The organism is Streptomyces buecherae, assembly GCF_014295035.1.
In the GTDB taxonomy this organism is placed as follows: domain Bacteria; phylum Actinomycetota; class Actinomycetes; order Streptomycetales; family Streptomycetaceae; genus Streptomyces; species Streptomyces youssoufiensis.
In genome coordinates, this window is sequence record NZ_CP060404.1 from 7,985,573 (window position 1) to 8,006,613 (window position 21,041).

The 21,041-nt window shown below is 75.7% G+C and carries 17 protein-coding genes; 3 read left to right on the forward strand and 14 right to left on the reverse strand.

Annotated features, from left to right (window positions below; translation table 11 throughout):
• Positions 1-619 precede the first annotated feature (619 nt).
• Positions 620-2,134, forward strand: a complete 1,515-nt coding sequence (locus tag H7H31_RS31700) for an FUSC family protein (RefSeq protein WP_187062093.1) — start codon at positions 620-622, stop codon at positions 2,132-2,134.
• A gap of 101 nt (positions 2,135-2,235) precedes the next feature.
• On the opposite strand, the gene H7H31_RS31705 is transcribed toward H7H31_RS31700, so the two are convergent.
• Positions 2,236-2,625, reverse strand: a complete 390-nt coding sequence (locus tag H7H31_RS31705) for a YciI family protein (RefSeq protein ID WP_232110179.1) — start codon at positions 2,623-2,625, stop codon at positions 2,236-2,238.
• 188 nt (positions 2,626-2,813) lie between these two features.
• Between H7H31_RS31705 and H7H31_RS31710 the strand changes: the two genes are divergently transcribed.
• Positions 2,814-3,929, forward strand: a complete 1,116-nt coding sequence (locus tag H7H31_RS31710) for a lactonase family protein (protein WP_187062094.1) — start codon at positions 2,814-2,816, stop codon at positions 3,927-3,929.
• Positions 3,930-4,287: 358 nt separating this feature from the next.
• Here the strand turns inward: H7H31_RS31710 and H7H31_RS31715 are convergent, their stop codons facing one another.
• The 12 genes from H7H31_RS31715 to H7H31_RS31770 all read right to left on the reverse strand — a co-directional run bounded on the left by H7H31_RS31715 (position 4,288) and on the right by H7H31_RS31770 (position 18,770).
• Positions 4,288-5,277 carry a sirohydrochlorin chelatase gene (locus H7H31_RS31715; RefSeq protein WP_187062095.1) on the reverse strand — a complete coding sequence of 330 codons (990 nt, stop codon included), beginning with the start codon at positions 5,275-5,277 and terminating at the stop codon, positions 4,288-4,290.
• 181 nt (positions 5,278-5,458) lie between these two features.
• Positions 5,459-6,559, reverse strand: coding sequence for an N-acetylglucosamine kinase (locus tag H7H31_RS31720; RefSeq protein ID WP_187118184.1), 1,101 nt, complete (start codon positions 6,557-6,559; stop codon positions 5,459-5,461).
• Between the two features lie 4 nt (positions 6,560-6,563).
• Positions 6,564-7,382 carry a phospholipid scramblase-related protein gene (locus H7H31_RS31725; RefSeq protein ID WP_176160262.1) on the reverse strand — a complete coding sequence of 273 codons (819 nt, stop codon included), beginning with the start codon at positions 7,380-7,382 and terminating at the stop codon, positions 6,564-6,566.
• 80 nt (positions 7,383-7,462) lie between these two features.
• A complete protein-coding gene (locus tag H7H31_RS31730; RefSeq protein WP_187059922.1) occupies positions 7,463-8,140 on the reverse strand; it encodes a uracil-DNA glycosylase in 678 nt (225 codons plus the stop codon).
• A 346-nt stretch (positions 8,141-8,486) separates the two neighbouring features.
• Positions 8,487-9,605, reverse strand: coding sequence for an NADH:flavin oxidoreductase/NADH oxidase (locus H7H31_RS31735; protein WP_187059921.1), 1,119 nt, complete (start codon positions 9,603-9,605; stop codon positions 8,487-8,489).
• 156 nt (positions 9,606-9,761) lie between these two features.
• Positions 9,762-10,865 carry a lysophospholipid acyltransferase family protein gene (locus tag H7H31_RS31740; RefSeq protein ID WP_187062685.1) on the reverse strand — a complete coding sequence of 368 codons (1,104 nt, stop codon included), beginning with the start codon at positions 10,863-10,865 and terminating at the stop codon, positions 9,762-9,764.
• Positions 10,862-12,439: a lactate racemase domain-containing protein gene (locus H7H31_RS31745; RefSeq protein ID WP_187062686.1), complete on the reverse strand. Its 1,578-nt coding sequence runs from the start codon at positions 12,437-12,439 to the stop codon at positions 10,862-10,864. The genes H7H31_RS31740 and H7H31_RS31745 overlap by 4 nt, the downstream gene beginning before the upstream one ends.
• Positions 12,436-14,751: an HAD-IB family hydrolase gene (locus H7H31_RS31750; protein WP_187062687.1), complete on the reverse strand. Its 2,316-nt coding sequence runs from the start codon at positions 14,749-14,751 to the stop codon at positions 12,436-12,438. The genes H7H31_RS31745 and H7H31_RS31750 overlap by 4 nt, the downstream gene beginning before the upstream one ends.
• A gap of 251 nt (positions 14,752-15,002) precedes the next feature.
• Positions 15,003-16,628 carry a nickel pincer cofactor biosynthesis protein LarC gene (gene larC, locus H7H31_RS31755; protein ID WP_232110180.1) on the reverse strand — a complete coding sequence of 542 codons (1,626 nt, stop codon included), beginning with the start codon at positions 16,626-16,628 and terminating at the stop codon, positions 15,003-15,005.
• Entirely contained in the window at positions 16,621-17,310 is a 690-nt protein-coding gene (gene larB, locus H7H31_RS31760; RefSeq protein ID WP_187062688.1) for a nickel pincer cofactor biosynthesis protein LarB, read from the reverse strand. The genes larC and larB overlap by 8 nt, the downstream gene beginning before the upstream one ends.
• Positions 17,307-18,326, reverse strand: coding sequence for an asparagine synthase-related protein (locus tag H7H31_RS31765; protein WP_187062689.1), 1,020 nt, complete (start codon positions 18,324-18,326; stop codon positions 17,307-17,309). The genes larB and H7H31_RS31765 overlap by 4 nt, the downstream gene beginning before the upstream one ends.
• Positions 18,327-18,512: 186 nt before the next feature.
• The gene (locus tag H7H31_RS31770; protein ID WP_176160256.1) at positions 18,513-18,770 is read right to left on the reverse strand and encodes an acyl carrier protein; all 258 of its coding nucleotides are present in this window, start codon (positions 18,768-18,770) and stop codon (positions 18,513-18,515) included.
• Between the two features lie 335 nt (positions 18,771-19,105).
• Here H7H31_RS31770 and H7H31_RS31775 point away from each other — a divergent pair, with 335 nt between their 5' ends.
• Complete coding sequence (locus tag H7H31_RS31775; protein WP_232110181.1) at positions 19,106-19,468, forward strand: ArsR/SmtB family transcription factor; 363 nt, start codon at positions 19,106-19,108, stop codon at positions 19,466-19,468.
• 52 nt (positions 19,469-19,520) lie between these two features.
• Here H7H31_RS31775 and H7H31_RS31780 read toward each other — a convergent pair whose 3' ends face one another.
• Positions 19,521-20,927 (reverse strand): FAD-dependent oxidoreductase, encoded by a 1,407-nt coding sequence (locus H7H31_RS31780; protein WP_187062690.1) that lies wholly within the window; start codon positions 20,925-20,927, stop codon positions 19,521-19,523.
• Between the last annotated feature and the right edge of the window lie 114 nt (positions 20,928-21,041).

Sequence of the window (21,041 nt, forward strand, 5' to 3'; positions counted from 1 at the left end):
GGCGTGTGCTGCTGTCGCGTCTGGCTCCGTGGCTACCGACCCCCGCCCGTACCGGCTGGCCGGTGCGGTCTCGGATGCCTCATGTCGGTTCTTCGCTGTCGGGTACGGGATGTCGCCGGCCGACCCGCGACGGGTCGGCGTCCGACGCCGGGCCCGCGACCCGGCCGGCCACGCCCCCGACCGGCGCCAGGGCCGGCGCGCCCGCTGGCGCCGGGGCGTGCCCGCTGGCCGGGTACCCCCGCTCGCCGGGTGCACCACCCCTCGGCCCGGCGAATCCGCCGGGCCCGCGCGGGCAGCCAGCCCAGTGGTGCGGCGCGGGCGGCGTGGGCCGGTCGCGCGAGGGAGTGCCGATGGTGCGCGCCGGGGCGCACCCGGTGCGAGCGTGGCCCGGTGGGGTGGTCCGTTGGCCCGCCCCTGGCCCGGTCGGAGCGGTCGCGGGTGGGCCAATGGCCCAGTCATGACGGGGTGTGTTGAGCCAACGGGGACGTCAATGCTGTGATGGTCCTGTCGATGGCGCTGCGGAACCCTCCGCGGCGTCATTTTTCGTGTCGACGCGCGCGGATCGTGGGGATGCGCGCCGTCCGCTGTTCGTACTGGACGACAGAAGGGGTGGGAAACCGTGCTCAAGAGGATGTTCGTGGCTCCGGACCCGGGGCGGCTGCGCCTGCGCAGCGCGGCCCGGTCCGTCCTCGGCATCGGTTTGGCGGTCGCCGTGTGCGGCCTCGCCGGCCACTCGCTCGTGGCCGCCATCACCGGCGGGCTCGCCGCCCTGCTCGCACTCTTCACGGTCCTCGACACCACGGTGCGCGGGCAGGCCATCACCACCGCGCTGCTGCCCGCGGCCGGCTTCCCCGTGCTGGCCCTCGCCGCCGGGCTGCACGACTATCCGCTGGCCCGCGACGCCGCCTTCCTGGCCGTCGTCGGGGCGGGCGTGTACGCGCGCCGCTGGGGCCCGCGCGGCCACTCCCTCGGCGTGTTCGCGTTCATGACCTTCTTCGCGACGCAGTTCCTGCACACGGTGCCGGGACAACTGCCGGAGCTGTACGCGGCGGTCACACTGTCCCTGCTCTCCGCCTCCCTCGTCCGCTTCGGCCTGTGGTGCTACGAGCGGCGCCTGCCGCCCGCCGCCCCCGCCCCCGCGCCGCCCGAGGGCCGGGGCCTGGCCCGGGTCACCACCCGGCAGGCGATCCAGGCGACCGCCGGCGGGGCGTTCGCGCTCATCGTGGGCCAGGTCCTCTCGCACGAACGCTGGTACTGGGCCGTCGGCGCCACCTGGTGGGTGTTCGTGAACACCGCCTCGCGGGGCGAGACCCTGGTCCGCGGCTTCCGCCGGGCGCTCGGCACCGTCATCGGCGTCGCCCTCGGCCTGGTGATCGCCGTCCCGCTGGACGGAGCCCCCGTCCCCACCGCGATCCTGGTCGCCGTCTGCGTGTTCGGCATCTTCTACACGGCCGCCGTCTCCTACACCTGGATGATGCTCGCGGTGACGCTCATGGCGGGGCTCCTCTACGGGTCGCTGGGCGTGCTGGACCCGGGGCTGCTCGGGCTGCGGGTGACCGAGACCGCCGTGGGCGCGCTCGGCGCCGCGCTGGCCGTGCTGTTCGTGCTGCCCGTCACCACGCACGCCACCACCGACGCCTGGGTCCAGCGGGCCCTGCGCTGCGTACACGCCTGCACCGCCGAGGCGGCGGCGCGGCTGGCCGGCTCCGCCACCGCCGACCCCGCGCCGCGCGTCGCCGAGCTGGAGGTGCTGCTCGGCAGGGTGCGGCTGTCGCTCGCCCCGCTGGTGCACCCGCTGAGCCCGCTGCGCGCCCGCAAGGCGCGCGCCCGACAGGTGCTCGCTCTGCTCGACGACTGCGCCCGCGAGGTGCGCGGGCTCGCCTCCATCGCCGCCGACCCGGAGGCGTCCCACGACGCCCGGCTCACCGCCGCCTGCCAGCGCGTCGAGGCCGCCGTCGAGTCGCTGACCACCCCGGACCGGGTCCGCGAGGTCGCGTCGGCGGCCCCGGCCACCGCGGCGCAACCGGCCGCGACGGAGCCCGCGCTGGCCCACCTGCACGGCCTGGAGCGGGCACTGACCGAGCTGGCCGCCCCGTTGCGCAGCTCCCCGCGCGCGCCCCTGGCCGACGCCTGACCGGCTGCTCCGGCGCGCGCCGGCCGCCCCTCGCGGGCCGCGGGCCCGTACTCGGCAGGTACCGAGTACGGGCCCGTGCGCGTACGTGCCGCCCGGCGCCGTCAGCGCGGCAGGTCCGTGGGCAGTTCGTGCACCTCCACGGGGAAGTTGTGCGAGTCGCCGGGGCCGGGCGCGGCGGACGCCCGGGCGGCGATCTCGATCGCCCGGTCGAGGCCGGCCACGTCCACCACCCAGTAGCCGGCCAGCAGCTTCTCCCGCCCGTCGTGCGTGCCGTCGCTCACCCGTGGGGGCCCGTCGTCCCTGGCCCACACGCTGGTCACCAGCGCCGGACCGCCGAGGCCGCGCGCCTCCACCAACTCGCCGGAGGCGGCCAGCTCCTCGTTGAGCCGCCCCATGTGCTCGACCATCGCCTGGAACTCCTCGGGCGAGTACGCGGCGATCTCCTCGTCCCACCGCGTGGCACTGCCGAACAACTGCACCATGTACAGCATCGTTGACGCCTCCTCGGGTCTCAGCAGACCTCCCCCCGAGGCTTTTCCGCCCATCCGCCGCTCCCCTCCGTGCTACCCGATGTCCGTCGTGGTCGCATGCATCTAGAGCCGTGCGGGTGAACCGGGCATCCTGGTCCGGACCTACGGCTACGGCCCGCCCTCACCCGGCGGATCGAGAAAGGTGCGACATGGCGAGCGCCACGAGCGATGAGAGCAAGACCGGCGACGGGGCGACCCACGGTGACCAGCGGGCGTACATCGGCTCGTTCACCTCGGCGGGAGGCTGGGGCGTCAGCGTCGCCACGGTCGAACCGGACAGCGGGGCCCTGACCGTCAAGTACTCGACCGACATCGTGGAGAACCCCTCCTACCTGGCCTTCTCACGAGAGCAGGGGGTGTTGTACGCGGTGAGCGAGACGCCCGACGGCTATGGCGCGGCCTTCTCCCTGGGCGACCCCGACCGGCCGGCCCCCCTCGGCCTGCCGGCGGCCGTCGGCGGCGACGATCCCACGCACCTGTCGCTGACCGAGGGCCACGTGCTGACCGCCCACTACTCGTCGGGCACCATCAGCGTCCTGCCCTACCTCCTGGACCCGGAGGGGCACGGCACCTGGTGTGGCCTGGCCCGGCCCACCGACGTACGACAGCACGAGGGGTCGGGCCCCGACCCGGAGCGGCAGCGCGGACCGCACGCGCACGCCGTGCTGCCCGACCCGTCCGGGCGCTGGGTGCTCGCCGTGGACCTGGGCACGGACACGGTCCACTGCTACGAGATGGACGCCGAGCGGGGCACCCTGCGCCCGCACCACGCCGCCCACCTCACCCCGGGCGCCGGCCCGCGCAGCCTGGCCTTCCATCCGGGCGGGGAGTGGGCCTACGTCACCAACGAACTGGACTCCACGGTCACCGTCTGCCGCTGGGACGCCGCCACGGGCGAGCTGACCCCCGGCGCGACGGTCAGCGTGCTGCCCCCACGGGAGGGCGACGACCTGCCGCGCAACTACCCGTCCGAGCTGGTCGTCGCGCCCGACGGGCGGTTCGTGTGGGTCGCCAACCGTGGCCACGACAGCATCGCCGTCCTCGCGCTCAACACCACGGGCGACCAGCTTGAGCTGCGCACCACGGTGGACTGCGGCGGCCACTGGCCCCGGCACCTCGCGCTGTCCGCGACGGGGGAGCGGCTGTACGTGGCCAACGAACGCTCCGGCGGCGTCGCCTGGTTCACCCTCGACGCCGAGACGGGAGTCCCGACCTGGTCGGGCTCGGTCGACGCCCCCGCGGCGTCCTGCGTGGTCCTCGCCTGACACCGACCGCGCGCCGACCGCCGACGTGCACCACGCCCCCGACGTGGGGTGTGGCGCCCGTCCGCCGCCAGCACGCGTCCGGCGGGAGGACAGCGAAGGACCCGGCTCGTACCGCCCCCACCGGGGCATCGAGCCGGGTCCTTCCACGCGCCCTGAGGCCCGGGCCGTGTTCGGGCGAGCCGCGCGCGGCCGGGCGTACGAACAGCGCCCGGTGAGGCGCCGTCATCCGTGCTGCCACGCCCACGCTGCCACGCCCGCTACCGCTGGCGGCAGGGGCCGTGGGGCCCTCCGCGTCGGCCCGCCGTTCGGGCCCGGGCGCCGCCCGGGGGCGCCGGCCACGGCCTGGGCGGCCGGCGGGCTAACGGTTGGGCGCGCCGGGGAGCGTGAGGCCCAGCGCCGCGGCGTACGCGGACAGCACCAGGCGGCCCACGGCCGGGTAGGCGCCCAGCGGCTCGGCCGCCGCGCAACCCGCCTCGTTGGCCGCCGTCTCGATCAGCTCGGCGGACACCTCGGGGCCGATCAGGTACGGGGCCAGCGCGAGGCGCTGCGACCCGGCGCCGAGCAACTGCTCGGCGGTGCGGGCCACGGCGCCCTTCTCGTCGAGCGGCGCGGCCAGCACCGGCACGGCGAGGCGCGCCGAGAGCAGCATGCCGGTGATGCCCGCCGCCTGCACGGCCTCCGGTCCGCCGACGGTGGCCAGGATGATGCCGTCGGCCGCGGTGGCCACCGTGAAGAGGCGGGCGCGGTCGGCGCGGGCGAGCCCGGCCTCCGAGAGCCGCACGTGCAGCGCCTCGGCGAGCAGCGGGTGCGGGCCGAGCGGGTCGGTGAACAGGGCGGCGCAGCCGCTGCCCTCGACGGCCTGCCGCGCGCGGGCCAGCAACTCGCTGTCGGGGCCGGCGAGGAGCGGCACCACCACGGCCGCCGGTCCGTCCGCGTCGATCACGGCCTGCTGCCGCGCGGCGTACGCGGCCTCCTGGGCCGCGGCGTCGGGCGCGTCCCCCGCCGCGTCGCCCGGCTGGCCGGCGGCGTCGGCCCGCGCGGCGGCGAGCAGGGCCGCGCGGTCGCGCGCGGCCTGAGCCAGCGTGTCCTCCAGGGCCGGGGCCTGCTCGTCGGCGCCGCCGACGTAGCCGACCCGGGCGTCGAGGCCGGGCAGCTCGGAGCGCGCGATGCTCAGCACCTCGTCGACCACCGCGCGCGTCACGGGATCGGGAGCCCCGGGCACGGCGAGCACCAGCGGCGGCGCGCCGACGGGAGCCGCGGCGGGCTCGGGCCGCCGGTGCCGTCCGGACTGGCGAGGTCGTGGCATTCGTACAGGCAGGCCGGACGCGGGCCCGGTGGGGGAACTCATGGCGCCGCATGTTAGCCGTTTGACGAGCAGCGCTGTTCAGGTGGGTATAACTAGGCCGAATCCGTCCCGTTTTATCCGGCGTTTTGGGCCGTGTGTGACGCGCTACCCGATATGCAGCGGTGACTACGGGCCGACCCCCGGGCGGCCGTGGCCCTCGCGCCCCGGCCGCCGCGCGGGGCGCCTAGAGCACCTGGAGCAGTTCCCCGTCCACCGGTAGCCGCAGGGCGTCCGCCGCGAGCGCCGATGCCACGCGCAGCGCCCCCGCCAGCGGATCGCCGGCCGCCTCGGTGACCGGCACCCCGGGCAGCCGGCGGGCCAGCTCCCGCCGTACCGGGTCCACCAGCGGCGGCCCCATCCGGAAGAGCCCGCCGGTCAGCGCCAGCGCCCCGGCGTCGTCGCCGTGTGCCGCCTGGCCCGTGGTGGGCGGGTGGGGGAAGGCCGCCTGCGCGGCGCGTGCGATGTGGTCCGCCGCCTCGTGCAGGATGGCGGCGGCCACCGGGTCGGTGGCCGCGCACCGGCCGACCTCGGGGGCGAAGGAGGCCAGTACGGCCGGCCGGTCGGAGCGCGGGTAGAGCAGTCCCGGCAGGTGTTCCGGCGGCCCGAACGTCGCCTCAAGTCGGGACAGCAGCGGCTGCGAGCCGCCCGTCCGCCCGTCGTGGGCGCGCATGGCCGCCTCAAGCCCGGCCCGGCCGATCCAGGCGCCGCCGCCGCAGTCGCCCAGCAGGTGGCCCCAGCCGTCCACGCGTCGCCAGCCACCGTGCGGATCGTCGCCGGGGCCGGTGCCAAGGCCGGTGCCGAGGGCGATCATGCCGGTGCCCGCCGCCACGACGGCGCCCGGGCGCTGGCCGAGCGCCCCCACGTACGCCGTGACGCCGTCGGCCGCCAGGGCCAGCCGTCGCGGGCCGAGGGCGTCGGCGAGCGCGGTGGGCAGGTGGGCCCGCAGGTCGTCGCCGAGGCTGGCCATGCCGGCCGCACCCACGCACACGGCGGCCACCCGCTCGGTGCCCGCCTGGCGCAGCAGGCGCTGGGCCGCCGGCAGCACCTGGCCGAGCAGCCCGGCCGCGTCGATGCCGCGCTCTCCGACGAGGGCGGGAGTGGGGGAGTGCCAGGTCAGCGGCTCGGCGGCGGGGGCGCCTCGCGGTCCGACGGGGCCTAGGGCGATGCGTACGCCCGAGCCGCCGGAGTCGATGCCCAGCGCGTAGTGGACGGCGGGGGCGCGCGGGTCGGGCTCGGGGGCGCGGCTGGCGGCGGGCGGGGCCGGCTGGGGGTCGGGGGCGCTCATCGGCTCATCCGAACCCGCGGGCGTCCTGCTTCAGCGCCGTGTCCACGGTCAGCGCCGTCGCCACCACGAGGCTGAGCAGCGGCTCGGGGAGCTGCTGGTGGATCTGCAGCACGTAGTTGTCCGCGGTGGTGAACATGGTCTTGGCGAGGCCCTCCCAGGTCTTGGTGATACGGGCGATCTCGCGGTCGGTGTGGTCGACGATGGCGAAGTTCCAGGCGCGCCAGTTCTCCGCCTTGATGGCGCCGACCTGCTGCCCCTGCGCCATGATCGCGAAGTTGATCTTGCCGATGACGTTCTGCTGGTGGATCTCGCCGACCGGCTGGCCGTCCGGGCGGGTGACCAAAACCTTGGACTTCATGAACTTCGCCGGCCTGGTCATCACCAGGTGCGGCTGCCCGTGGGCGTCCCGGATCTCCAGCCGGTGGGTCATGAACTGGTCAAAGCTGGCGACGAAGCGCGCCACCTTCTTCAGCGCGCTCTGGCCCACCTGGACCACCGAGCCGATGGTCCGGCCGTGCTGGTCGAAGACGCTGTACTCGTTGGTCAGCTCGATGAGCTTGGCCTTCTGGTTCACCACCAGCACCGGCTCGGTGAACAGTGTCCCGCCGCCCTGCGGGGTCGAGGTGCCGAGCCCGGCCTGCTGCTGGACCTGGCGCTGGATCTTCTCCGGCGGCGGTCCGGCGGCCGGCTGCTGGGCGGCCTGGCCGGGCTGCCCCGGGTGCGTGTGCTGGGTCCACTGAGCGCCGTCCCACCAGCGCAGCAGGTGAGGGGTGCCCTGGGGGTCGGCGTACCAGCCAGCGGGCGTGGCGTTGTGCGTTGTCATGCCCCGACACTATCGCTCGTACTTCCGAACGCCGCCGGTCAGGCGGCAGGCGGTACGGCGCGCGGGCGGGCGGGCCGGGCTCAGGGCAGTCGCCACTCCACCGGCTGCGCCCCCTGCCGCTCCAGCAGGTCGTTGGCCCGGCTGAACGGGCGCGAGCCGAAGAATCCGCGGTCGGCCGACATGGGCGAGGGGTGGGCTGACTCGACGGCGGGCAGGCTGCCGAGCAGCGGGCGCAGGTTGCGCGCGTCACGCCCCCACAGGATCGACACCAGCGGCTTGCCGCGCCCGACCAGCGCCCGGATGGCCTGCTCGGTGACCTCTTCCCAGCCCTTGCCCCGGTGCGCCGCCGGCTTGCGTGGGGCGGTGGTGAGCGCCCTGTTGAGCAGCAGCACGCCCTGCTCGGTCCAGGGGGTCAAGTCCCCGTTGGAGGGCCGGGGATGGCCGAGGTCGGTGTGCAACTCCTGGAAGATGTTCTGCAGGCTGCCGGGCAGCGGACGCACCTCGGGGGCGACCGCGAAGCTGAGCCCCACGGCATGTCCCGGGGTGGGGTACGGGTCCTGTCCGACGATCAGCACCCGGACGTCGTCGAAGGGTTGTTGGAAGGCGCGTAGTACGTGCTGCCCCGCCGGGAGGTACGTACGTCCTGCCGCGATCTCGGCGCGCAGGAAGGTCCCCATCGCCGTGATGCGTTCGGCTACGGGCTCAAGTGCCTTGGCCCAGCCGGGTTCCACGATTTCGTTCAACGGTCGTCCAGCCACGGCCGTCACTCTACTGGCCCACGAGGGGCCCCCTCGCCCGACCGTGACCGCCCGTACGCACAGCACGTCCGGCAGGTGGCGGGCGCGCTGGCGCCAGGCGTCGCCGTCCGTGGCCCGTAAGACCCCGGCGGTCGAGACGGCGACCGTCACCCCGGCCGCCACCGCGCCCGCGGCCCGGAACAGGCCCTCGCGGGTGCCCACGGCCAGCAGCGCTTCCGTCATGCCGATCACCTCCCGGGACGCCGTTGTCCCAGCCGTCGCTTACTGTCGCCAGTGTGCGGCCGGCCACTGACAACGGCGTCCCCGGAGCGTGTTCGCGCAGGTCGGCGTGGTCGCGGGGTGGAGGTCAGGCGGCCCAGGAGTACGGGTTGGGGTAGTCCGGGGTGCGTCCGAGGGCGCGCGCCGCGCGGTGCGCCCAGTACGGGTCGCGCAGCAGCTCCCGGCCGAGCAGCACCGCGTCCGCCTCGCCGGACTGGAGGATCTTCTCGGCCTGCTCCGGCTCGGTGATCTTGCCGACGGCCGCGACCGGAAGGTCGGTCTCCGTCTTCACCCGGGCCGCGAAGGGGACCTGGTAGCCGGGGCCGGTGGGGATGCGGACGCCGGTGGCGTTGCCGCCGGTGGAGACGTCGAGCAGGTCCACGCCGTGGGCGTGCAGGTCGCGCGCGAAGCGCACCGTGTCGTCGGCCGTCCAGCCGAGCGGGCCGTCGGCCGCCGAGTCGTCCGCCCGCGCGGTCTCCTGCAACCAGTCGGTCGCCGAGATCCGGAAGAAGACCGGCAACTCCCGTGGCCACACCGCGCGTACCGCGTCCACGACCCGGAGCGCGAAGCGGGTGCGGTTCTCGTACGAGCCGCCGTACGCGTCCGTGCGGTGGTTGCTGTGCGGGGAGAGGAACTCGCCGATCAGGTACCCGTGCGCGCCGTGCACCTCGATGACCTCGAAGCCGGCGGCGAGCGCGCGCCGGGCCGCGTCCGCGAACTGGCCGACGATCTCGTCTATCCGCTCCTCCGTCAGCTCGTCGGGGACCGGGTGGTCGGCGTCGAAGGCGATCGGGCTCGGCCCGACCGGCTGCCAGCCGTGCTGCGCGGGGTCGGTGATCGGGGCGCCGCCGCGCCAGGGGCGGTCGGTGCTCGCCTTGCGCCCGGCGTGGGCGATCTGGATTCCCGGGACGGTGCCGTGCTCCTTGAGTGACGTGGTGATCCGGCGCAGCGCCTCGACCTGGGTGTCGTTCCAGATGCCCAGGTCGGCGGGGCTGATCCGGCCCTCGGGGGAGACGGCGGTGGCCTCGACCAGGATGAGGCCGGCGCCGCCGACGGCCCGCGAGGTGTAGTGCGTGTGGTGCCAGTCGCCCGCCACACCGGCGTTCGGCCCGAAGACCTCGGCGGAGTACTGGCACATCGGGGCCATCCAGATGCGGTTCGGGATGGTCAGCGTCCGCAGGGTGTACGGCTCGAACAGGGCGCTCACGACTACTCCACTTCGCGGGGCGATGGGGTGCGGGTTTGTACGGTGCTGATCGTAGTACGTCGCTCATCAAATTACGAGACCCCTCGTACAAACGCTGCGGGGCGGGGCGGCGGCCCCACGCCTCCACCCCGCCCCGCCCGCCCCGGGCGCGCGCCACTACGACCGCCGCGCCCCGCCCCGCGCCCCGTCGGCCGCGCCGCTGCCCGCACCCCGCTGCCGGGGCCAGGTCGGCGCCGGGCCGCCCCACACGCGGCGCCGCCCCGGCCGCTCCGTGGGGCGCGTGGACTCCCAGACCCGCCGCCACCGCGCCGCCCGCCGGACCCCGTCCGCCGGCGGCGCCGCGGCCGGGGTGGGCGGCGTGTCGGCGGCCTCCACCGCTCCGCGCAGCGCCCCGTACCAGCCCACGTCCGACTCCGCCCACAACGCGTTGACCTCGCGCATCATGCGATCGCGGAACGCCGGCGCCGTCTCGTCCGGGCGCGCCACGACCGGCCGGCCGAAGCGCACGCTGATCGGAGCGGGGTCGCGCCGGGGCAGCGCGTCGCCCGGCGGCAACGCCGCGAACGTGCCCCGCACCGCCACCGGCACGGCCGGCACCCCGGCATCCAGGCACAGCCGCGCGGCGCCCAGCCGGAACCAACCCATCCAGCCGTCACGGGAGCGCGACCCCTCGGGGAACAGCAACACGCTCCAACCGCTGTCGATCAACCGCGTCGCCAACCCGGCACCGTGGCCGCGCCGCCCGGTCTCGCGGTCGCCGCGCCGGTCCACCGGGAAGGCGTTGAACAGCAACGCCGTCGTCACCCCGGTCAGCCGCGAGGCGAAGAAGTGGTCGGCCGCCGCGCCCACCGTCGTCCGGGCCGCGACGGGCCCCGGCAGCGCCCCCAGGATCAACGGCGTGTCGAGGTGGCTGGCGTGGTTGGCCACGAACACCACCGGGCCCCGCAGCCCCGCCAGGTGCTCGCGCCCCGTCACCACGGGCCGGGCGTGCGCCCACAGCAGCGGCTTCAGCACGCCGGTACGCAGCGCGTCGCGGGCCAGCGCGGCCGGTGCCGACCGGGCCCAGGCGGTACGGAACGGTGCCCGCGCCGCGTCCTGCTCGGCCGGCAGTCCGCGCGGCGGTCTGGCCCGCCCCCGCCAGTCGCGTCCCTGGCGCACCAGGGCCAGGTCGCGACGGAGGCTCCCACCGCTCCCGCGCGCCGCGCCGCCGAGCCACCGGGCGGCCCGGTTGCCGGGTCCGCTGTCCTGGCCGCCCGTCACGAGACGTCCGCCAGGGTCAGCGGCGGGGCGTGCAGGTAGGTGATCTCCGGGCTGCCGCCCACCGTGTGTGACGCCAACTGGAGGGCGTCGGCCAGCGTGCTGGCCGCGCGGAACCCGAGGCGGGAGGCGACCGCCGGATCGGCGCCGACGAAGATGACGTCGCCCAGGTGCTCCCTGGCGTGCGCGCACCAGTACCACATGTAGAACGGGTGCACCCCGTGGTACGCGTAGCTCCTGCGGTACAGGTGGACGTACCACGGGTCGGTCGCGAACTGCTCCTCGAACTTGCTCTCCACCACGGCCGGGTCGGTCGACTGCGTCAGCACGTCCTCGTAGAAGTCGAGGTAGCTCGGGTGGTGCACGGTGTGGAACTCGTTCGGCAGCGGGTGGTAGAAGATGCCCACGCCGCCGCGCCGGACGATGGGCTTGTTCAGGTACATGTTGAACAGGTAGCCGAGCCCCATCGAGGCGACCAGGATCGGGTTCATCACCGAGTTGACGTTGTACGGGCACAGGTACGGCACCCCGAACACCCCCACGTCCGCCTGCCCCGACACCGGCGTGACCTGCTGCCGGTGCACGTGCCGCAGCGTGATGGGGTGCACCGCGCTCGGCGCGCCCGCGGCGACGCTGGTCACGCCCCAGGGCGCGGCCACCCGGTGGAAGGCGCGCCGGCGCAGCGCGGGCGACAGCAGCCGGGAGCCGCGCCGCGCCCCGATGAACGCCGCCTGGTCCGCCGCGTTCCACTCCCACTCGCGCTTGCTGAGGAAGCCCAGTGGCTGGGGGAAGGCGTCGTTGTTCAGCGCGGTCTCGATCGTGAACACCCTGACCTGACCGCCGATCAGGTCCTGCATGCGGTCGTAGGAGTGGTGCATGGCCGAGCGGGCCGGGTCGTTGAAGGAGCGCGAGCCGCGCAGGGTGTCCACGTTGTGGTGGTGGCGCAGGCTGCGGTAGCTGGCCAGGCCCACCGACACCGACTTGGACCCGCCGTTCATCGCCACCAGCGTGATGTTCACGTACACGATCAGGTCGCTCTCCGCCGCCCGGCGGTTGATCTCCACGTCCTCGCCGTGTCCGGTCTGGCCGAGGTGGAGCAGGTTCTCCTGGTCCTCCGCGTCGTGGTTGCGCAGGTGCCGGGGGAAGAACGAGCGGAAGACCCGGTCGCCCACCACGTGCCGCAGTTCGGCCGGCGTCATGCGGCGGTGCAGCGCGTTGGCCGCGATCAGCTCCACGTCGTCCACCCGGTGCGCGGCGGCCAGCTCCAGCACGTGCTCGATGATCCGCTGCCGGATGTCCGGGCTGCGCATGGGCGGCAGTGGCAGCGACAGGTCGTCGAAGACGATGGTCAGCCGCATGCCGGGGCGCAGCAGCGCGGGCAGCGGATCGCTGCCGTGCGGCTGGTGCAGCGCCCGGGTGATCGCCGCGTCCAGGTCCCGGATGCCGGGCAGGCACGCGGGCGGGTAGACGACCCGGGCGCCGTGCGGCAACTGCTCGAGTCGGAAGCCCTCCCCCTCGCACACCAGCAACGGCGGTGTCCGCTCGTCGACTTCGAGGACCAGTCCGGGTCTGCTCACGCGTAGCTCCTTGTCGCTGTGCTGGCATCGCCGGCCCGCACCGTCTCGGTCAGCGCCTCCCACCGGGTGCCCGCGTGCGCGCCCCAGCGCACGACGGGCCAGTGCCGGCGCGCGGCGTACCGGTAGAGCCGCAGGTCGGGGTTGACCGCGCAGGGCCGGCCGACCGAGGCCAGGAAGGGCCGGTCGGAGTAGCTGTCGGCGTACGCGTACGAACGTCGCAGGGACAGCCCGTGCTCGCGCGCGTACTCGCGCAGCCACGCGGCGCGCGCCTCGCCGACCACCGGCGGGGCGACCAGCCGGCCGGAGAGCACGCCGCCCCGGCTCTCCATCCGGCAGGCCACGATGTCGTCGAAGAGCGGGCGCAGCGGCTCGACCAGCAGGTCCAGGCTGCCGGTGACCAGGACGGTGCGGTGCCCGGCGGCGCGGTGCTCGCGCGCCCGGCGCACCGCCTCCGGCAGCACCCGCCGCAGCAGCGCGTCCGCCAGCGCGTCCCGCACCAGGTTCCGCAGCGCGGCGGCGTCGGCGCCCTGGTAGCGGCGCAGGAAGGCGCGGACGAACGCCGCCCGGTCGGCGCGCTCCGCGCGCAGGTAGCGGGGCACCGCGCGGGCCAGATCGAGCAGCTCGGCCGCGTGGCCGGGCAGCGAGCCGGAGCCGAGGCGGGCCCACAGGTAGGACTCGACCATGTCGGCGGCCACGACGGTGCCGTCGAGGTCGAACACGGCGGCGACGTCGCCCGCCGGCGGCAGCGCGCGGGGCGCCGCGCGCCCCCGACCGGCCGCCGCCCCGCGCGACCCCATGGCGTCGCGCAGCCGCCGGGTGACCGCCGGGCAGTGCACCTCCTCCAGGTAGCCGCGCCAGTCAAGGCCGCGCGCATCGAAGCCGCGCTCGGCCGCCAGCTCCGGCGGCAGCGAGCGGTGCAGGGCCATCAACTCCCGGTCGTCGTAGCGGCCCTGCGCGCCGGTGTACGGCTGATACACCTCGAAGTAGTGCCGCTGGCGGGCGAGTTCGCCGCGCCGGTGGCGCAGCGCGCGATCCCGCTCCTGGACCCGCTCGCCGCCGGGCAGCCACTCCAGCGCGCTCCCGGCCGCCGCGACGACCCGGTCGGCGAGGTCGAGCGCCGTCCGCACCCGCGCCGGGCTCTGGAACCGCCACCGGGCGTGCCGCAGATGGCCGCGCCCGGACGGATCGGGCAGCGGATGCCGGGTGAAGTACGCGTCCAGGTGGTCGTGGAACGCCCCGTAGGTCAGCGGGTTGCCGGCCCCGGAGCCGACGTGGAAGTAGTGCGGGGCGTCCGCCGGCGGTGTCGCCGCGGCAGCGGCCAGGATCGCGTTGACCACCAGGTCCGCCGGGATGACGTCCAGGACGGCGTCCGGATCGCCCGGCAGGTCCCACATGGCCCCCGTCCCGTAGTCGATGATCAGCGGGTCGAGCATCTTGTGCCCGTCGATCCAGCCCGGGTACGGGTGGTGCAGCGCGCTCTCGACGATGGCCGGCCGCAGCACGGTCAGGGGCCGCCCGGCCCAGCTCTCCTCGGTGGCGCGTTCGGCCAGCGCCTTGGTGCAGGTGTACACGTCCGTCCACCCCAGCGCGTTGGCCCGGGCCCGCCCGTAGGCGACCAGCCGCCGCGCCACCCACGCCCGCCTGGCCTCCTCGGCGTGCCCGGCCACCACCTGGTTGCCGCACGGCGCGTGCGCCCGGTCCGCCTCCCGCAGCAGCCGGCGCAGCACCTCCGGGCGCCGCGAGTCCCGCTCGACCTCCGCGCGTACGGTCTGGCTGGCGGCCAACTCCTGCCGCCAGTCCACCGTGTGCCGCAGCGGCTCCTCGCGCACCGTGCCGTGGCCGGGTGCCGACACGTAGGCGGTGGAGACGTAGACCAGGTGCGGCGGGACGGGCTGGCGGGCCAACTGCTCGCACAGTCGGACGGCCCCGGCGACGTTGGAGCCGAACGCCTCGTCGATGGGCGGGTCGAAGGTGACCGCCGACGCGCAGTGGATGACCGTGTCCAGGTCGTCCGGCAGCCCCGTCACACTCTCCAGATCGCCCTCGACGACCTGGACACGGCGCGCCGCGTCGGCCAACTCGTCGTCGCCGCCCGGCCGTTCGTGCCACCGCCGAAACACGTCCTTGCGCAGCAGCCGCACCAGACGGTCACGGCCCCCACACCCGCCCCGGCCGCGCAACAGGAGGCTGACGCGGGTGTCGGGGTGATCGGCGAGCAGCCGCTCCAGCACGGCCTGCCCGATGAATCCGGTGGCCCCGGTGAGGAGGACGTGCGCCCCCTTCAGGCTGGTGACGGCGTAGGTGCGCGGCATGGCTTCCTCTGGGTCGGCGACGACGGGGGACGGGGGAGGGGGATGGAGGCACGGCACGGTGAGCGGGCGGACGGATGGGCGCCACGGTGGCGGCGCGAGCGCCGGCCGCAGGCTGCCGGGCCGCCGGGCCGCCGACGGGAGGCGGTCGTGGGGGAGCGGTCCGACGGCGGTGGTCGCGTGCCGCCGCCGGGCCGGCGGGCCGGCCGGCGGCGTACGCCCCGGTGCGGGGGAGACGAGGGAGCGGCGGGCGATCAGGTGTGGCCCGGGGGCTGGCGCGGGACCGCGCGGGCGGGGGGCTCGCGCAGGTAGTTGCTGATGGCCGCCGCGCAGACCTGCCGGACCGGCCACCCCAGGGCCCGCGCGGCACGCTCCGCGTCGGCCAGCTCCGGCTGCACCGTGACCTCACCGCCCGGCACGTCGGCGATCTTGACCGGCACGTACTGCTCCCGCCCGGGCGGGCCGACGGCCACCGTCACCACCCGGCGCGGCAGCGTAGTGCGCCGCTGTACGGACCAGCGCACGCCCAACGTCGTGGTGTGCCGCAGCAGTACGTCGGTGACGGCGGGCCGCACCTCGGCCGCGCACAGTGCCGTGACCAGCCGACCCGGCCGACCACGGCGGCCGACGGTACCGATCGTCCAGCAGTCCCACGCCCCGGCCGCGCGCAGCGCGTCGAGCACCGACGGCCACAACCGGGGGTCCAGGTCGTCCACGGTGCTCTCGACCACCACGACCTCGCCCGAGACCGCGGCCGACGGCACGTCAAGGGCCTCGCCCAGCACGACGCGCGTGATGTTGGGCCCCTCAGCGGTGTCCCGGCTGCCCCCGCCGACACCGACCGCGCGCACCGTCATCGCGGCCATGGGCCCCGGCGTGGCGACCGCCGCCACCAGCGCGGCCCCGGTCGGCGTCGTACGCTCCCCGGTCAGCTCGCCCGCGACCAGCGCGAGCCCGTGCCGCGCGGCGATGCGGAGCACGGCGGGCACCGGCACCGGCAGTCGGCCGTGGGCGCTGTCGACGTGCCCGCTGCCCGCGGCCAGCGCGGAACAGGTGACCTGGGCGCCCGCGGCCAGCAACCCCAGGTCGGCCAGAGCCGCCGCGCAACCCACCACGTCCGCCAGCGCGTCGTGCGCCCCGACCTCGTGGAAGTGCACCTGCTCCGGCGCCGTGCCGTGCACCAGCGCCTCGGCCTCGGCGAGCAGCTCGAAGACCCGGCGCGCGAAGCGGGCGACGTCAGGCGCCAGGCGCGCGGCGGCGAGCAGCGCGAGCACCTGCGGCAGGCGCCGGGCGTGGTCGGGGACGGACGGCCGCTCCACGTGGGCCCGTAGGCAGGCGAACCCACCGCGCCGCGCGGGCCGGGTGCGCACCGCGAGGCCGGGCACGTCGAGGGCGGCCACCGCGTCGGCCACCACGCGCGGGTCGGCCCCCGCGTCCACCAGCGCGGCCAGCAGCATGTCGCCCGCGACGCCGGCGGTGCAGTCCAGGTGGGCCGCCCGCACCGGCGCGCCGCCCACGCCCGCCGGCGCCGGCGCGCCCGGGGCCGCCTGGCTGCCCGACGGTCCCTGCGGCTCGGCCGTGTCGCAGGGCTCCGGGGCGGCGGGCACGGCCGGCGGCGCGGCGCCCTGCCGGGGCTCGGCCACCGGACGGGACCCGGCGTGCGGGGAAGGCGGCTGCGGCGCGGCGGGGGCCGGTCGCTCCGTGGGCGTGGTCGAGGCCGGCCCCGCCTCGGGGGGTTCGCTCATCGCGTGCGTCTCCATGTCGTGTCGCGGCCCGCTCTCCATGCGGGCCAGTGGCGCCTGGTACGCCTCGTCCGTCCCGGGCCGAGCGGGCGCCGCACCCGGCGGCTGCGCGCCGCTGAGCGGCTTCGGCTCAGTCACCGTGCACCGCGTTGATCACCTTCGCCGCGTGGACCGCGGCCCCGAAGCCGTTGTCGATGTTGACGACCGTCAGGCCGGGCGCGCAGGCGGCGAGCATCGAGCCCAGGGCGGTGACGCCACCCGACGCCACCCCGTACCCCACGCTCGTGGGCACCCCGACCACCGGCGCGCGCAACAGGCCGGCCACCACGCTGGGCAGGGCGCCGTCCATGCCGGCCACGACGAGCGCGCAGTCGACGTCGTGCAACCGCGGCAACTGCGCGAACAGCCGGCCGATGCCCGCGACGCCCACGTCGTCCACCAGCGTCGCTCCCACCCCCAGCGCCGCCAGCGTGGCCAGGCACTCGCGTGCCACCGGCAGGTCGCAGGTCCCGGCCGTCAGCACGCCGACCCTCCCGCGCGGCGGTGGCAGCGGGCCCACCGTGACCGTCCGCGCCACCTCGTCGACGCACACGGGGTCGGTGCCGAACGCGGTGGGCGCGGCGGCCAGCACCTCATCCGGGCACCGGGTCGCCAGGGCCGGCGCGCCCGGGTCGCCCGCGCGCAGCTCGGCCAGCAGCCGCAGCGTCTGGGCCACCGTCTTGGCCTGCGCGAACACCACCTCCGGCACCCCGGTCCGGTCGCGTCGCGCGATGTCGAGCCGGGCGTAGTCGGCCACCCGCAGGGCCTCGGTCTCGCTCACGAGGCGCCCTCGACCACCGCGCGCGAGGCGCCGTCCCCTCGCGGGCCAACGGGCCGCGGCACGAGGGGGCCAGCGCGCCCCGTACGACACTGTCCACGACCCGGACCCGGACCAGGACCAGCGGCCGGCCCGGGCCCCGTGCTCACGGCTCCGGAGCGGTAGCGGGCCACCGTCCCCGGGCCGAGCCGCGTCGCCGCCGCCACGCGGCGCAGCAACGCGCCGGCCCGCTCCGGCCGCCCGCCGAGCCAGTCGTACGCGGGCGGCCCCAGCTCGATGCGGAAGTCTGCCGCCAGGAGCCGCACCCGTACGTCGGTGACCGGGACGCGGCCCGCCGCCGGCTCCGCGCGAACCAACTCCTCGGCCCGCTCCACCAGTGCGAGCCGCTCCCGCGTCACCGGCACCCCGACCGCCACCCGCGACGAGAGGCAGGGCGTGCCCGGCTTCTCCGCGACCGACAGCCCCCACGCGGCGGCCACGGCGCGCACCTCGCGCTTGCCCAGGCCGGCGTCGGCCAGCGGCTCGGCGACGCCGAGTTCCGCCGCCGCGCGCAGCCCCGGCCGGTGCGCGGCCCGTCGGTCGTCGCGGTGCGTGCCCGTCGCGACGCCGTGGAACCCGCGCTCGGCCGCCACCTCGGCCACCCGCGCCAGCACGGTGCGCTTGCAGAAGTAGCAGCGGTCCCCGGAATTCTCCCGGTAGCCGGGGACCGTCCATTCGTCGGTAGCCACCACGACCAGCTCGGCGCCGATCTCCGCCGCCGTGCGCCGTGCACCGTACAGTTCGTCTCTGGCCAACGCCGGGGAATCCGCGACGACCGCGAGTGTGCCCGTACGGCCCCACGTCCGTACCGCGGCGGCGAGGACCACGGCGGAATCGACACCGCCGGAGAACGCGACGGCCAGGGGCGCGTGTGCGGACAGGGTCGAAAGCAGGGCGGACGAATCGGGAACGCGCCCGGTTCGCTGCTCGCTTTCGCTTTCGTTTTCTCTCTCGCCGAGCGTCGTGCTCTTGCGCGCCAAGAATCCGCGCCTTTCTCCTCAGGAGTGATCGGTGGCACGTTCGGCGGCGACTCGGGCCGCGTGGGGCGCACCGTGCGGGACGGGTGTCGACGCGGGCCGCGCGCCCGCCGCCGGGCGGCCACGCGGCTCAGCTACGTGGCGCGCCCGCCGTGCGCCGCCCGCCGGCCGTCGATCGTGCGCGTCCCGTCAGGTCCGCAGCCCGGCCTCGGCGAGGTCGCGGCCGGTCTCGATCCATTCCGCGATCTGCCGCAGGGTGAGGTCGCGGGTGACGTCCTCGTCACTGACCCGCAGGCCGGTGCGTTCCGCGAGCACCAGGGAGAATTCCAGGAGGGCGAGCGAGTCCAGCTCCAACTCCTCGAGCGTGGTTTCCGGGCGCAGTACGGCCTGGTCGACCTCGAACTGTTCGGCCAGAATTTCCGTGATGACGCCAAGGGCATCGCTCATCGATGTGCACTCCTCGCCTGGTGGTGCCGCGCATTTTCAGGGCGCTGTGCGCGCGGCCTCAAGTGTCGCGACAGGCGCGGGACATGAACAAACCGGCCGGCGATGTTTCACTCATTTGCAGTCGCGGCCCGGGGCCGCGAAAAAGAAAAGCATATCGAGCGACTTTCCCACGCGACCGTCGGTGGCGGCGAGCGGCGCGGACGCCCGTATCGGACACGGAAGGCCCTTCGCGTTTCCGGGCCCGTGTTGTACGATTTCCGTCGTAGTACGGTGGATGGCAGAATTCGGCGCGCCCCTGCCGTGCCCCGCCGTTCGGAGCAGCGTGAGGAGCAGCCGTGGCAACTCAGCAGGCCCCCGCCCCGTCGGGCCGGGTACTCGACCATCCGGACACCGACGACATCCGCCTCGAACACGTGCTGCACGCGCTGTCCGACCCCATGCGACTGCGCATCGTGTGCCGGCTCGCCACCGACGGCGGCGAACTGGCCTGCTCCGTCTTCGACCTGCCGGTGAGCAAGTCCACCTGTACCCACCACTTCCGCGTGCTGCGCGAGAGCGGCGTCATCCAGCAGATCTACCGTGGCACCGCCAAGATGAGCCTGCTGCGCACGGAGGAGTTGGAGCGCCTGTTCCCCGGCTTGTTGGACAGCGTGCTGACCGCCGCCCACCACCAGGAACAACGCCTGGCCGGGCAGTGATCCGCCAGCCCCCGCCGCGGCCGGCCGAGCCGGCGGCGGGGGCCCCGTGGCCTCAGGGCCGGGCGCGGGCCGCGTCCAACAGCCCCTCCCAGTCGGGGATCTTGACCTGCGTACGCCCCAACTCCCGTCCCAGCGCGGCCTCCGCCTCCTCGATCCGCAACCAGCCGGGCCACTCCACCGGCTCCTGACCCAGCCCGCGCAGCGCCGCCAGCGGATCGGCGGCCACCTCCCGCGAGGCGAGCCGTGGCGCGTCGGCGAGCAGCGAGTTGACGGTCTCCTTCGCGCAGGGCCGGTTGGTGCCGATCACGCCCGTGGGCCCGCGCTTGATCCAGCCCGCCACGTACTCGCCCGGTGCCGGCGCCCCCTCCCGCAGCACCCGGCCCGCCCGGTGGGGCACCGTGCCGCGCTCCGCGTCGAACGGCAGGCCCGGCAGCGGCACCCCGCGGTACCCGACCGAGCGCAGCACCAGGCGCGCGTCGATGTCCTCATACCTACCGGTGCCCACCACGCCGCCGCGCCCGTCGGACGCCGTGCGCTCGAAGCGCACCGCCCGCACCCCGACGCCGGCCGCCCCGGGCCAGGCGGCCTGACCCGCCGCGCCGGCGTCAGCGGGCGGCGCGCTCCCATGGCCGAGGAGTGCCACGGGGCGCAGGAAGAAGCGCAGGTGGATGCGGCGTGGCCGGTCGGCCGGCGGCTGCGCGGCCCACGTACGCAGCACGTCCACGTTGCGCCGGTTCACGGCGGGCAGGCCGGACGGGTCGACGAACCCCGGGTCGAGCGTCAACTCCTCGGGGCGCACCCGCACGCTCGCCCCGGGCAGCGCGCCCAGCTCGCGCAACTCCTTGGTGGTGAACTTGGCCTGCGAGGGGCCGCGCCGGCCCACCATGTGGATGTCGCGCACCCGGCTGCGGCCGAGCGCGGTGAGCGCGCCCGCGGGCACGTCGGTGGAACGCAGCTCCGCCGCGTCCTTGGCGAGCACGCGGGCCACGTCCACCGCCACGTTGCCGACCCCGATCACCACGGCGGACGGGGTGGCGAGCGCGAAGTCGTCCGCCTCGGCGTCCGGGTGGGCGCTGTACCAGGAGACGAAGTCGGTGGCCGAACGGCTCCCCGGTAGCTCCTCGCCCGGCACTCCGAGGTGGCGGTCGGCGGCGGCCCCCACGCAGTACACCACCGCGTGGTAGAGCTCGCGCAGCCGCTGCGGCGAGAGGCCGGTATCACCGACGCGCACGTTGCCGAGGAAGGTGACCCGGGGGTCCTCAAGGACGGTGCGCAGGTTGCCCTGGAGCGACTTGATCTTCTCGTGGTCGGGAGCCACCCCGTATCGGACCAGCCCGAAGGGGCAGGGCAGTCGGTCGAGGACGTGCACGACGACGTCGGGCACGAGGGACTGTTGGAGGAGGGCCTGCGCGGTGTACACACCGCTGGGACCCGAACCGACGACGGCGACGCGGAGCACGGCGGAACTCCTTCCCGCTGGGCCTCCAGCATGGCACCGGCGCGGGCCCGGCGGGAGGCGTGCGCCGACAGTCGCCGACACCCCCCGCCGCCGGCCCGACCGTGGCTCGGGCGG